The organism is Bifidobacterium sp. B4079, assembly GCF_026537385.1.
Classification (GTDB): domain Bacteria; phylum Actinomycetota; class Actinomycetes; order Actinomycetales; family Bifidobacteriaceae; genus Bombiscardovia; species Bombiscardovia asteroides_I.
In genome coordinates, this window is record NZ_JAFNMH010000002.1 from 259592 (window position 1) to 273817 (window position 14226).

Consider the following 14226-nt stretch of genomic DNA (forward strand, 5'->3'; position numbering starts at 1 on the left):
CCGCCCTTTTTATATCTTGGTCTGGCGACAGTCGGTCCGGCAGCAGTCAGTCGGCGCGCGGATGCGATCTGCGGATTCTGCCGATGATCAGGGCCGCCTGGAGGACGAAGGATTCCCGTGGGTCCATGGCGTCCCAGCCGGTCACCTCCACGCAGCGCCTGAGCCGGTAGCGCACGGTGTTGGGATGGATGCCCAGCTTCTTTGCGGTGAGCTCCAGCGAGTTGCCAGAGCGCAGGAAGGTGAGCAGGGTGATCGGCAGAGGCCCGTCCGGATCCTGTCCGGCCAGGCTCAGATAGACTTCCTGGTAAAGCTGGTCGGCAGCGTCTGTGTCCCCGTTGAGGGCTCGTTCGGGCAGCAGGTCGTCGGCGTGCAGTGGCCTAGGCAGGGCGGCGGTGATGGGGTCGGCCACTGCCGGGGCCGCCGCGTGCGTGCTCAGGGCGGCTCGGATGGAGGCTCCCGCACCGGAGATCCCATGGTTCAGGGGCCCCATGCAGACAGCTGACTCGTCGGCGAAGAAGCGCAGGATGGACGCGCAGAAGTCGGTCGGTGTGCCCGAGCGGTTGGGGTCGATCAGGACCACCATGAGCCCCTCGCTCTCGCCCACCAGAGCCCTGCCGCCTTGACGGGCCACCGTGGTGTGTATGGGCTGGCGTGCGTTCTCCATGCCCTGTCCCTCATCGTTGCACCGGGCCTCGCCAGCGACGGCGAAGCAGTCGAATTCGGTCGGCCAGCCCAGCCGGGCCAAATCGTCAACAGTGCGTGTGTCCGCCGCTTTCTCAGTCACATGCCGGATGATCCTGGACTCCGTTGCGGCATTGCGCCCGTTCCTTGCCTCGGCCAGATCGGCGTAGAGAGCGGCTGCTGAGGTGGCGGCACGACGGGTGTAGATCAGCGTGGACCGCTCCCCCTCGGCACCCATGGTCCGGCCGGCCTCCTCAAGCGTGTCCAGAATGAGTCGGGTCAGCTCCATGGCCCGGTGCGAGCCCAGGCTCCGGGAAAGCTCGGCTGGTACGGGGGAGGGGATTTCGCTGCCTTCTGTGCCTGGGGTGTCAAGTCGGGAGAGCAGGTCGTCCAGAGCTGTTCGTATGGCCCCCTCCAAGGTTCTGCGGCCATCGGCGGGCAGGGACCTGGCCCAGGGCAGCGCCTCCTCCAGATGGTCCAGTGTCTTCCGCAGAATCTGCTCCACGGCGGCATCGGAGGCGTCAGGTGCTTGGTGACCTTGCTGCGCTTCTGCAGGGTCGTCGTCCTGCGGCCTGGACCGCTTCGACTGGCCGATCATGTCGGCCGGTCCGTCGGGTTTTCGACGCGGGCACGACGGCTCTGCCGGACCATGTCCAGGATCAGGAAGGGCACCACCATGTCCACCGGCAGCATGTGCCGTTCGAAGTTGTTGGCGGGGGCGGTGATCATGACCCCCATGATCAACAGGAGAGGGAACCAGCACAGGGCCCCGCGCCAGCGGCCGGCAGCCAGACGGGCCATGATCAGCAGCAGGGCGGCCACCACCCAGAAGTTGGCCCGTGCCACCAGGCCCAGCAGGGGGGTGTCGGCCCAGGTTCTGACGAATCCAGTCACCCCGTTGCGCCAGTTGTGGCACCAGGCCGCCAGCCAGGAGCCTGAATTCTGCACGTAGCCGTTGTTCAGATAGTAGGACATGGCCACGTAGGCAGGGTCGCCGGGGTCGAAGTAGCCGTAGGACTCGGCCATGAAGGCATCCAGGTAAATCACCGGGTTGCGCAGTCCCACCTGAAGCCAGGCTCGGTTCAGCCGGGACAACTGCTCGGGCGTGACGGTCCTCCAGCGATAGACGATCAGTTTGGGTTGGTTGCCCGAGGACTTGACCCGGTCGGCCTCCCAGGGGGTGTATTGGATGGCGGCATTATCCAGGTCCATGATGGGCTCAAGGTCGGCCCTTGCCTGGGCCGGAACCCCTCGGGGGTTGAGCTTGGCAACCCGGGCGATTTGCTGCAGCTGGATGCTGCGGCTCTCTACAGGGTCACCCTGGATGACTGTCCCTGTGGCCGTCAGGGCCCCGGTCACCCCTGTGAACAGGACCAGGGGCAGCAGGAGTCCTATTAGGATGGTGGCCCACTGGCGGCGGTGGATGATCAGGGCCAGGACCAGCTGGGCCAGAATGATGTAGAGGGCATACTTGGCGCTGATCAGCATAATCAGGGTGCTCAAGGCGAGGCCGGGCAGCAACCGGGCCGCTTGGCTGGTATGGAGTGGCGAGTTCTTGCCTCCTGACTCCAGCTGGTGCCAGATGCCGAACCACCAGATGAAGGCGAAGGCGAAGAGGGGGGACTTGGTCAGGCTGAAGGTGCTGAAGACCACGAAGGGGGAGAAGAGGAAGAAGAGCATGACCAGGGTGCGGGCCAGGGCACCGACATGTTCAGTTTTGTCGCCGCGCAGGAAGCGATCGGCTGTGACGGCGCAGCAGAAGGCCGCGAAGACAACCTGCAGCCCTGCCAGGAGCACGATGCCCGCATCATAGGATCCGGTCAGATGGTTGGAGGCCATGATGGTCATTCCGTAGAACAAGGTCAGCACCATGTTGTGCTGGTCGGTCAGGAAGGCGGGGTGCCCTGGCCACAGGTAGTGGCCGATGGGATAGACGTCCATCTGGGTGAAGGCATTGCCGCCGTAGGGGGGCTGATCGCCCTGCAGCTGGGCTAGGAAGTTGGCGCATTCCTGGGCCTGCGCGTACAGGTCGGCCCCGTAGGCGGCCAGCAGGGTAAGGAAGGCCCAGGCCCAGCCCAGCAGGAGCAGACGCATGATGGGTCGCCAGCCGCTGGTTTGTCTGGTGATGAAGGCCGCGTAGGCACGCATCCGCGGGCGCTGTGCCAGGGCGGTCAAGCGCTGTGGCATCCGGGGGGGTTCGCAACCCAGTGAAATCCGGCGGCAGGCCAGGACCAGGATCAGGCAGACGGCCAGGGTCCCCAGCATGATCAGCATCTGGGGCAGGCCCACCTGTGTCAGCGAACCCTGCTGACGGTAGAGGGGGCCCAGACCGGTGCAGCAGGCAATCCAGAGGCAGGCCAGCAGGGCCAGGACCAGGCCGACGGTCCGGGATGCACGGGAACCAGGCCTTCCGGTCTGCAAGGCCGACGTCTGTACAGGTTGCTCGCCCGTCTCTCTCGGTTGCGCCCTTCCGCTTTCTGCGTTCAAAAGAACCCCTTTCGCGGGTCATGCCTGGTGGACGGCTTCCCCATTTTATCCAGTGCCTGCCCGAGGATGCGCTCAGAGATGTCCACGGATCTCCTGTGAAAAGATACAAAAACCGGCCGTCGCTTTTGTGGGTGGTCCGCTACCGGGGCTGACCCCTTGTGCCGTATAGTGGAACGCGTGCCTCACCAGAATATCAAGTGGCAGCCATCGGCATCGCTGGACAGTGGCGTACTCTCCTCGATCGTGGTGCTCGACACCGTCGATTCGACCAATACGCTCGTGGCTCATGCTCTGGAGGCCTCGACGTATTCGGATGCGCGCGACCGGGTCGAGCGGCTGTTTGGGGGCAGTGAATCGACAACGAGCACGGAGACCGTGAAGGGACTGGCCTCTGGCACAAGGGGAAAAGCCGAAGATACGCCTCGAAAAAATGCCTGTCAGGGTGTTTCTACGACTACACGGTACGAGGGAAGAGTCGCAAGTAAAGGTATTCGGCGATGGCCGGGCGCCGGGGGGAGCACCATGCCGCTGAGCGTAGCGGTTGCCGATGCGCAGTCCCGGTGCCGCGGTCGTCTTGCCCGAACCTGGGTCAATCAGCCCCGACGTTCCTTGCTGGCCACTTGGGCCTTGCCGCTGCCCACCAGCCTGCTGGCTGGACCCTTTGGCGGATGGATGCCCATGGTGGCGGGGTTAACCGCTCTGGAAGGCCTGCAGGACGTGCTTGGGTACCACCGTTGCCTGCTGGCTGACGGCGGCGACCCTGAAGAGGTCCTGATGCTCAAGTGGCCCAACGATCTGTTCTGCCGCGGGGCCAAGCTGGGAGGCATCCTCTGTGAGCTGGTCCGGGTGGATCAGGACTGGTCGGCCCTGGCTGTCGGCGTTGGCATCAACCTGTTCCTGCCTCGGCAGGCGCTGCCTATTGTGGAGTCCACCTCCCTGCAGCTCCACTACCAGGACTTGCCCGACTACCAGACCCTGCGCGACGACCTGGTCGACGCCATCAGCTGGCGCCTGAGCGGGGAGATGGCCCCCCTCGGCGTTGACGGGTCGCTGGACAGGTCCTTGAACGGGCCCCAGGGGCTGCGCTCGCGGATTGCCACGCTCAGCTGGACATTGGGCAGGTGGGTCAGGGTCGTTCCCGTGGCCGGTGAGCCCGTGGAAGGCCGTGCCCTGGAGATCAATCCGGACGCCTCCCTGCGTGTGCGGTTGCCCGACGGCAGCCGAGTTGACGTGTCCACCGCCGACGTGGGCGTCCTGCCTGAAGTGGCCGCTGTGGGTTCCTAATCCCCAGCCTGTTCATGTTTTCCGCCAGTCCAATCACCCTTGTGCAACCAGTGAGGAGAAGGGAATGAAAAAACTGCTGATCGCCAACCGCGGCGAGATAGCCCTGCGGGTTGTGCGCACCGCCCAGGAGATGGGCATCGCCACTGTGGCCGTCTACGCCGACCAGGATCGTGATGCCCCCTATGCCCAGATGGCGGACGAGGCCTACCTCTTGCCTGGGGACACCAACATGGAGACCTATCTGAACGAGGATCTGATCGTCTCCATCGCCCGCCGGGCCGGCGTTGATGCCCTCCACTCGGGCTACGGCTTCCTGTCCGAGTTCTCCTCCTTCGCGCGGAAGGTGATTGAGGCAGGCATCACCTGGGTGGGGCCGGATCCGGAGGTCCTGGACGAGCTGGGTGACAAGATCACCGCCTGCAAGGTGGCCGAGCGGGCCCGGGTGCCCGTGGTGCCGGGCCTGAGCGAGCCCGTCACCGACATGCGTCCCCTGCTGGACTTCGCCGACGAGCATGGCTATCCGGTCATGATGAAGAAGGCTGACGGCGGCGGCGGCCGAGGAATCACCCTGATCAACGACAGCGATGAGCTGCGCACCTTCTACATGAACCATGATGCCCTTCAGGGCGGCGACCTGGGCGACTACTTCATCGAGAAGTTCGTGGACCGGGCCCGGCACGTGGAGACCCAATCCGGCAGGGACAGCCACGGCCAGTTCACCGTCTACTCCACCAGGGACTGCTCGGTCCAGCGACGCAACCAGAAGCTGGTGGAGGAGGCCCCGGCCCCCTTCCTGTCCGACGACGTGATCGCCCAGCTGGAGGGATTCTCCCGCCGCCTGTTCGACACGGTGGGCTACGTGGGCTTGGGCACATGCGAGTTTCTGGTCACACCCAGGGACGACGTTTACTTCATGGAGGTCAACCCCCGGCTGCAGGTGGAACATACGGTCAGCGAGCAGGTCTGCGGACTGGACCTGGTCCGCGAGCAGCTGCGGATCGCTGACGGCGGCTCCCTGAACGTGGCGCCTCCGCCCCGCGGCCACAGCTTCGAGCTGCGCATCACCAGCGAGGATCCGGCCACCAACCTGACCCCCAGCTCAGGGACCATCGAGTCGATTCAGTGGCCCTCCGGCCCCGGCATCCGCGTGGACTCGGGCGTCGAGGTGGGCGACACGGTCTCACCCAGGGACGACTCCATGATGGGCAAGCTGATCGTGACCGCCCAGGACCGTCCGGCGGCTGTGGCCAGGGTTCGTCGGGCCCTGCGCGAGATGAGCATCAGCGGGGTCCCCACCCCGGCCGGCCTCTTCCAGAAGATCTTCACCAATCCTGAGTTCACTGCCGAGGATGGGCACTCCTTCGATGTGTCCACCAAGTGGCTGGAACGGGTCTACCTGAACGTGGAGCCTGCCTCCAACGGCAGCGGCCAGCCCGCCTCGGTCTCCAGCGCCTCCGTCCAGGAACAGGACCGGGACAGCGATCCCATGGAGACCTACAACGTGGAGATTGACGACAAGCGGGTCAAGCTGTCCCTGCCCCATTCACTGCTGGGAGGCATGGGCGGCGTCGGGGGCTATGGCGGCATTTCCAGGCCCAGGCAGCCCCTGCGCGGGCGCGGGCTGCGAGATCAGGAGCCCGGCGCACCCCGGCAGGACGCGGCCCGGTCCGGCGTTATAGTGGCCACCATGCAGGCGGTGGTCACCCGCATCAACGTGGCCCCCGACCAGGAGGTGGACAAGGGCGACCTGCTGGTGGTGCTGGAGTCCATGAAGATGGAGAACTACGTCTATGCCCCGGCCAAGGGTCGCGTGAAGACCATCGATGTGTCCGTGGCCCAGGGGGTGGATCCGGGCCAGACCCTGGTCACCCTGGATCTGGGAGGGGAGGAACAGGCATGAGCGCCACCGAATCCACCTTGGGCTCCCAGCCGGTGCGCCAGGGCATCCATCGGGCCGCAGCCCTGGCCAAACAGGCCGAGGAACATGCCCGCGACCGTCAGCATGCCAGGGGCAAGCAGACCGCCCGGGAACGTTTGGACCTGCTCTTCGACAAGGACACCTTCGAGGAGGTGGGCCGCTTCGCCGGCGGCGACATCGCCGGGGATCGGGCGGGCTCCGCAGTCATCACCGGCTTCGGCCTGGTCTACGGGCGCAAGGTCGGCGTCTACGCTCAGGACTTCTCTGTTCGAGGCGGCACCTTGGGCCGGGCAGAGGGCGAGAAGATTCGCCGGCTCATGGATATGGCCCTGCGGATCAAGGTCCCCATCGTAGCCATGATCGACTCGGGAGGCGCCCGCATCCAGGAGGGTGTGGCCGCCCTGACCCAGTACGGCCACATCTTCCGCAAGACCTGCCAGGCCAGCGGATTCGTCCCGCAGATCTCCCTGATCCTGGGGCCCTGCGCCGGCGGTGCCGTCTACTGCCCGGCCCTGACCGACCTGATCATCATGACCAAGGAGAACTCGGACATGTTTGTCACCGGTCCCGACGTGGTCAAGGCGGCCACCGGCGAGACCATCAGCATGGACCAGCTGGGCGGCGGCTACGTGCACAACACCCGTTCCGGCGTGGCCCACTATCTGGGTGAGGACGAGGCCGACGCCATCGACTATACTCGGACCGTGCTGGCCTACCTGCCTGCCAACAGCGGACAGGAGCCTCCCCGCTACGCCTTCATCTCCGGCCATGCCGAGCGCCAGGCCGCCAAACGCCTGGCCACGGTCATCCCTGAGAACGACCGGCAGCCCTACGATGTGCTGGACGTCATCCACGCCATCGTCGACTACGGCGAGCTGGTCCAGGTCCAGGAGCTCTATGCCCGGTCCATCGTGGTGGGCTTCGCCTGCCTGGAGGGCCGGCCGGTGGGGATCGTGGCCAACCAGCCCATGGTGGACGCGGGCAGCCTGGATGCGGAATCCTCTGAGAAGCTGGCCCGCTTCGTCCGACTCTGCGACGCCTTCAACCTGCCGGTCATCACCCTGGTGGACACCCCTGGCTACAAGCCGGGCTCGGACCAGGAGCACGCTGGCATCATCCGTCGTGGGGCCAAGGTCATCTACTCCTACGCCAACGCCCAGGTGCCCATGGTCACCATTGTGCTGCGCAAGGCCTTCGGCGGCTCCTACATCGTCATGGGCTCCAAGGCCATCGGCGCGGACCTCAACTACGCCTGGCCCTCCTCGCAGATCGCCGTGCTGGGAGCCCAGGGAGCGGTCAACATCATCCACCGGCGCGACCTGCAGGAGGCCAAGGAGGCCGGCCGGGACGTGGATGAGCTGCGCAGCCGGCTGGCCCAGGAGTACGAAACCAGCACCGTCAACGCCAACCTCTCCCTGGAGATGGGCGAGCTGGACGGCATGATCGACCCGGAGCAGACCAGACCGGTCCTGATCCAGGCCATGGACCTCCTGGCAGACAAGCAGCGCGTCAGGGTCAACGACAAGCACCACGGCAATCAGCCTCTGTGATCTTCCTCGTCATTATCAGCAATCCCCAACTCTCTATGAATAGGACATCATGACCAGTACATTCTTCATCAACCGTCTCGCCGAGCAGCCGCACGCGCTCATGTTCGCCGGACAGTCCAACCCTTGGACCGTGGCCCTGGCCGATCTGCAGGGCGATCCCGACATCGACAAGGCCCTGAGGGAGCGGATGGCGGCGGCCATCGGCCTGCTCAGGGCGGTCAAGCCCGACCTGCTGGCCACCAACGGTCGTCAGCTGGACCTGTTTGGCTACAAGCCCGACCCGGTCAGGCTGGGGCCGGCCGCCGACGCGGCCGTCAGCGTGCCCGGCATCGCCCTGGTGCAGCTGGGCGCCCTCATGGATATGGATCAGCTGGGCTATGACGCGGCCCAGGCCCGTCCCGTGGCCCTGCTGGGACACTCCCAGGGCATCATCGGCGTCCACATGGTCCAGGAGACCCAGGCTGCAGGGTCCCTCAAGGCCGCCCAGGGCGCCATCGACCAGATTCTGGCCACCGCCATGCTGATCGGCGCGGCCGGAACCCGCCAGGCCCGTCGTCTGGGCATCCATCGCCAGGGTGAAGCCACGCCTATGCTCTCGGTGCGCGGCGCCACCCGCCGTCAGGTGGAGGTCCTGGTCGACCGGGTGCCTGGCGCTCGCGGCCCCATCAGCGTGGCCGTGACCAACTCGGATCGCAACCTGGTCCTGTCCGGCTACCCGGAGGATCTGGCCGCCTTCGCCATCGAGGCGAGCAAGGAGAGCGAGCACCAGCTCCAGCTGCGCGAAGACAAGGTCCGTGGCGGAACCGCCTTCTCTCCGGTTCTGGAGTACCTGGATGTGACCCTGCCCTTCCACTCGCCGCTCATGAAGGAGGCTGTAGATCTGAGCGTGGACTGGGCCTCCCGCTGCGGTCTGGACACCGAGCGCGCCCGGGTCCTGGCCGAGGAAGTCCTGCTCAACCATGCCGACTGGGCAGGCCGGATCGCCGAGGTCATGGACCAGCAGGATGCCGCCTCCCTCTGGCTGGTGGATCTGGGTCCGGGCGAGACCCTGGGCAAGCTGGTGGACAACCTGGTCCAGGGCACCGGTGTGGGCGTGGTCGAGGCCTCCAACCAGGCCCGGCGCGCGCAGCTGTCCACCATGGAGGAGGACCCGGCCAGAACCCAGGACTGGTCCAAGCTGGCCCCACGCCTGCTTGAGACCCCGGCTGGCCCTCGAGTGGAGACCGCCTTCAGCCGGTTGACCGGCAAGCCCCCGGTCATGCTGGCCGGCATGACCCCGACCACCGTGGAGCCCGAGATTGTGGCTGCGGCCGCCAACGCCGGCTACTGGGCCGAGCTGGCCGGTGGCGGCCAGGTGACCGCCGAGGTCTTCGACCGCCATGTGTCCCAGTTGGAGGACCAGTTGCAGGAGGGCCGCACGGTCGAGTTCAACGCCATGTTCATGGACCGATATTTGTGGAACCTCCAGTTCGGCAGCCAACATATCGTGCCCAAGAAACGTGCCTCCGGCACCCCCATCGACGGGGTGGTCATCTCTGCCGGCATCCCCGAGCTGGACGAGGCCGTGACCCTGATCCGTCAGCTCAACGAGGAGGGTTTCCCCTATGTGGCCTTCAAGCCCGGCACGGTAGACCAGATCCGTCAGGTTGTGGCCATCGCCCGCAAGGTCGCCCCCACCCCCATTCTGATGGAGGTCGAGGGAGGGGCCGCCGGCGGCCACCATTCATGGGAGTCCCTGGACGACCTGCTTTCGACCACCTACGCCGAGGTTCGCGCCTGCCCCAACATTGTCCTGGTGGCCGGCGGCGGCATCGGCACCCCTGAGCGGGCGGCCGACTACATCAGCGGCCAGTGGTCCCGCGCCTACAACCTGCCGGACATGCCCGTGGACGGCGTCATGATCGGCACAGCGGCCATGACCGCCAAGGAGGCCCATACCAATCCCGAGATCAAGCGGGCTCTGGTAGCCACTCCCGGCATCGACAGCTCGACTCCGGATCCGGACCCCTTCGCCCCCATGGGCGAGAAGTGGGTGCCCAGCGGCAAGTCTGTGGGAGGCGTAGGCTCCGGCCTGAGCCATCTGCACGCCGACATCTACGAGATGGAGAACTCCTCCGCCGAATGCGGCCGCCTGCTGGTCCGAGTCATGAAGCACCCCGAGGAGCTGGAGACCCGCCGTGGAGAGATCATCGAGGCTCTGAATAAGACCGCCAAGCCCTACTTTGGCGATCTGGAGACCATGACCTACCAGGACTGGGCCCAGCGCTTCGCCGACCTGGCCTGCCCCTGGGCCGATGACACCTACATCGACCGCTTCCTGCACCTGCTGCGGCGCATCGAGGCCCGTGTCTGCGAGCGCCAGAGCGGCGAGTTCGACTCCATCTTCGTCTCCAGGCAGGATGTGGCCGAGCCCGAGCAGGCGCTTCGTCGGCTGCATGAGGCCTACCCTCAGGCAGCAGAGCTCAAGGTGGTGCCCACCGACGTGGCCTGGTTCCCCGCCCTGGTGCGCGAGTACCCCAAGCCCATGCCCTTCGTGCCGGTCATCGACAACGATCTGCTGCGCTGGTGGGGTCAGGATCAGCTCTGGCAGTCAGAGGACCCCCGCTACGGCGCCGACTCGGTCAGGGCCATCCCCGGGCCCATCTCCGTGGCGGGCATCACCACGGTGGACGAGCCGGTGGCCTCCATTCTGGGACGGTTCGAGCAGGCGGCCATAGACCGGGTGCGCGATCTGGGCAAGGGCCCAGCCAAGGCTTACAGCCAGCTGGCAGGCGCCGCTGACGCGCAGGAGTTCATCCGCCGCAGCCCCAATATCTCCTGGGTGGGCCACCTGATGGCCAATCCGGCTTACGGGACGGCCATGGACGACCCCAACTACACAATCACCGCCACCGGCCAGGACGACCAGGGCGAGCACTACGACCTGGACATCCATCTGGACACCTACTGGGATGACGACCCTGACGGCGGTCTGGACCGGCATGCGGTGCGCGACATCGTCGTGCCGCTGACCCTCAAGAGCGACCAGGTCGGACTCTTCCCTGTGGTCGACCGCAGCCGCCTGCCCAAGGACGTCTACGCCATGCTGGCCGATACAGCCGGCATCGGCAACACCACCATCACCGGCGACAGGCTGGAGGCCATGCCTGTCATCGAGAGGGACGATGACGACCCTGACCACCCCTTCGGTCTGGCCCACAGCGGCTACACCCTGGCATCCAACCTGGGCTTCGACCATGAGGCGGCCACCGGAGGCGCCCTGCCCGATGCGCTGATCCCCTCCGGCTTCGCCCCTGACGCCCTGGTAGGTCCGGCCTGGCCGGCCATCTACGCAGCCCTGGGATCCGTCTATGTGGATGGCTTCCCCATCATCGAGGGCCTGCTCAACGCGGTCCATTTGGATCACCTGATCGAGCTGGAGGTCAGCGAGGAGCGCCTGCTGCAGTACACCGGCCAGCGGATCGAACTGACCAGCTGGGCCGAGCCCTACCAGGAGTCCGCCTCCGGCCGGGTGGTGACCATCCACGTGGTCCACGCCGCCCAGGACGGGACCGTGCTGGCCCGCGAGGTCGAGCGTTTCGCCATCCGTGGCCGCGCCTACAGCAACCAGCTGCCTCAGGAGGCCCCCGAGTACGGCGGCATCCGTGCCGACACCGTGGATACACCCCGCAGGCTGCTGCGCCGTGTCACCGTCACCGCCCCCAAGGACATGACCGCCTTCGCGCGCACCTCCGGGGACTTCAATCCCATCCACACCTCCAAACGAGGCGCTGCTGTCTCCGGCCTGTCTGCGCCGCTGGTGCACGGCATGTGGCTGTCGGCCACCGCCCAGTACGCGGCGCAAGCCACCGACGAGCAGGGCATCCACTACGAGATCGCCGGATGGACCTACAACATGTACGGCATGGTCCAGCTGGGCGACAGGGTGGAGATCAGCCTGGAGCGTGTGGGCAAGGTCCGCCATGGCGGCCTGGTCCTGGAGGTCACCTGCAGGATCGACGGCCAGCTGGTCTCCCGCGGCACGGCAATCGCCCGAGCACCACGGACCGCCTACGTCTATCCTGGCCAGGGAATCCAGCAGCAGGGCATGGTTCTTGACGAGCGGGCCAAGTCTCCGGCCGCCCGTGAGACCTGGGAACGGGCCGATGCCCTGACCCGCAGCAAGCTGGGGTTCTCCATCCTGGCTGTGGTGCGTGACAACCCGCATACCCTGACGGCCAAGGGAGTCACCTACCACCATCCGGAGGGGCTGCTCAACCTGACCCAGTTCACCCAGGTGGCCCTGGCAACCGTGGCCTTCGCACAGACCGCACGCCTGCGCGAGTCCGGCATGGACATCTGGCCCGCCTACTTCGCCGGTCACTCCCTGGGCGAGTACAACGCTCTGAGCTCCTTCGCCGGGGTCATGTCCCTGGAGACGGTCCTGGAGCTGGTCTTCCACCGCGGGTCCACCATGCACTCCCTGATCGAACGCGACGAGCAGGGGCGCAGCAACTACCGGATGGGCGCCCTGCGTCCCAACCAGTTCGGTGTGGGCGACTCCGGTGTCAAGCAGTATGTGGAGTCCGTGTCCAAGGAGTCCGGTGAATTCCTTGAGATCGTCAATTATAATCTGGCTGGTCAGCAGTACGCCGTGGCCGGGACCATCGCCGGCCTGGAATACCTGCGGGCAGATGCCAACCGCCGGGCCAAGGAGGCGGGCGGCAAGCCGGCCTTCATGTATGTGCCCGGCATCGACGTGCCCTTCCACTCCACCCTGCTGCGCAAGGGGGTGCCTGAGTTCCGCGACACCCTGGATGCCCTGCTGCCCGAACACATCGACTATTCACGCCTGGAGGGTCGCTACATACCCAACCTGGTTGCACGGCCCTTCCAGATGACCAAGGAGTTTGCGGCCTCCATCCTGGAGGCGGTTCCCTCCGAACGCATCAAGCAGGCTCTGGACGATCCCCAGGTCTGGGACCAGTATGCTGCCGACGACCAGAAACTTGGCCGCCTGCTGCTGACCGAGCTGCTCTCCTGGCAGTTCGCCTCCCCTGTGCGCTGGATCGAGACCCAGGCGATCATGTTTGACGCCCCCGAGCAGGGCGGTCTGGGCGTGGAGCAGCTGATCGAGGTAGGGCTGGGCCATTCGCCCACCCTGGCCAACTTGGCTACCAAGACCCTGAAGCTGCCCGACTTCCGCGAGCGTCATGTGAGCGTCTACAACCTGGGTAGGGACGAGAGCCGGGTCTATCTGACCGACACCGATCCCATGGCACCGGTGGAGGAGGAGATCACGGCTGCTCCGGTCCAGGACTCCATCCCTGATCCAGCTCCGGCACCAACGGCTGCCCCTGAGTCGGCTCCAGCCCCGGCCCCTGCTGGAGACGGCTCGGCTCCGGGTCAGGCGACCGGCGGTCCATCGGGCGCCGATATAGCCGACCTGCCCTTCAGGGCCTCGGATGCCATCGCTGTACTGCTGGCCTACTCCACCAAGATTCGCCCCGAGCAGATCGGGCAGACCGACACCACCGACACCCTGACCAACGGCGTCTCCTCCAGACGCAACCAGCTGCTGATGGACATCAGCTCCGAGCTGGGCGTGGCCAGCGTGGACGGTGCGGCCGAGGCCAGCATGACTGACCTGAGCGCCCTGGTGAACAAGGTGGCCCCCAACTATCGGCCCTTCGGCCCGGTGCTCTCCGACATCGTGCGTGAGCGCATCCGTGACCTCTTCGGCCCATCAGGCATCAAGCTGCAGCAGGTTGAGCAGCGGGTCACCGATGTCTGGCAGCTGGGTGCTGGCTGGGTCTCGGCCACTGTAGCCAGCCTGGTCCTGGATACCCGCGAGGGTGCCTCTTCGCGTGGCGGCGACCTGGCCCTCCTGCCTACTGAAGCCGTCTCCACTGTGGCTGCGGCCAATGCTCTGATCGACCAGGCCGTTCAGCAGGTGGCCCAGCGTCACGGCGTCACGGTCTCCATGCCCTCTGCAGGTGGTGCCGCTGGCGGTGCCGTGGTTGACTCCGCCGCCTTGGATGCCTTCGCGGCCCAGGTGACTGGCTCTGAGGGTGTGCTGGCCTCCACCGCCCGCTTCCTCCTAGACAAGCTGGGGCTTAAGCCCCCGACCGTCCAGCCCGGCGAGAATGAGGATGCAGCCGTCGTGGCCGCCGTTGATGCCGAGCTGGGCAGCGACTGGCCCGAGCAGGTGGCGCCACGGTTCGAGGCTTCACGCGCCGTCCTCTTCGACGATCGCTGGGCCAGCGCTCGCGAGGATCTGGCTCACATCTACCACGAGCATGATGATGACCGCAGCCGCCTGAGCTT

The 14226-nt window shown here is 66.2% G+C and carries 5 protein-coding genes and 1 pseudogene; 4 read left to right on the plus strand and 2 right to left on the minus strand.

Annotation, left to right across the window (positions count from 1 at the left end; genetic code table 11):
• Window positions 1-46: 46 nt before the first annotated feature.
• Window positions 47-1279 carry a PucR family transcriptional regulator gene (locus tag J3T95_RS05835; RefSeq protein ID WP_267450771.1) on the minus strand — a complete coding sequence of 411 codons (1233 nt, stop codon included), beginning with the start codon at window positions 1277-1279 and terminating at the stop codon, window positions 47-49.
• Window positions 1276-3168 (minus strand): DUF6020 family protein, encoded by a 1893-nt coding sequence (locus J3T95_RS05840; RefSeq protein WP_267450772.1) that lies wholly within the window; start codon window positions 3166-3168, stop codon window positions 1276-1278. The genes J3T95_RS05835 and J3T95_RS05840 overlap by 4 nt, the downstream gene beginning before the upstream one ends.
• Window positions 3169-3690: 522 nt before the next feature.
• Here J3T95_RS05840 and J3T95_RS05845 point away from each other — a divergent pair.
• The 4 genes and pseudogenes from J3T95_RS05845 to J3T95_RS05860 form a co-directional block, all read left to right on the plus strand.
• Window positions 3691-4452 carry a biotin--[acetyl-CoA-carboxylase] ligase gene (locus tag J3T95_RS05845; protein ID WP_267450773.1) on the plus strand — a complete coding sequence of 254 codons (762 nt, stop codon included), beginning with the start codon at window positions 3691-3693 and terminating at the stop codon, window positions 4450-4452.
• Window positions 4453-4516: 64 nt separating this feature from the next.
• Window positions 4517-6352, plus strand: a complete 1836-nt coding sequence (locus tag J3T95_RS05850; RefSeq protein ID WP_267450774.1) for an acetyl/propionyl/methylcrotonyl-CoA carboxylase subunit alpha — start codon at window positions 4517-4519, stop codon at window positions 6350-6352.
• A complete protein-coding gene (locus J3T95_RS05855; RefSeq protein WP_267450775.1) occupies window positions 6349-7920 on the plus strand; it encodes an acyl-CoA carboxylase subunit beta in 1572 nt (523 codons plus the stop codon). The genes J3T95_RS05850 and J3T95_RS05855 overlap by 4 nt, the downstream gene beginning before the upstream one ends.
• A 49-nt stretch (window positions 7921-7969) precedes the next feature.
• Window positions 7970-14192: pseudogene (locus J3T95_RS05860) on the plus strand (fatty acid synthase subunit beta domain-containing protein); the annotation flags it as partial.
• Window positions 14193-14226 lie beyond the last annotated feature (34 nt).

What these genes read in the sequence shown, in the direction of transcription:
- J3T95_RS05850 (WP_267450774.1), top strand. Translation starts at nt 4,517, where the DNA reads ATGAAAAAACTGCTGATCGCCAACCGCGGCGAGATAGCCCTGCGGGTT.
- J3T95_RS05845 (WP_267450773.1), top strand. Translation starts at nt 3,691, where the DNA reads ATGCCGCTGAGCGTAGCGGTTGCCGATGCGCAGTCCCGGTGCCGCGGT.
- J3T95_RS05835 (WP_267450771.1), bottom strand. Translation starts at nt 1,279, where the DNA reads ATGATCGGCCAGTCGAAGCGGTCCAGGCCGCAGGACGACGACCCTGCA.
- J3T95_RS05855 (WP_267450775.1), top strand. Translation starts at nt 6,349, where the DNA reads ATGAGCGCCACCGAATCCACCTTGGGCTCCCAGCCGGTGCGCCAGGGC.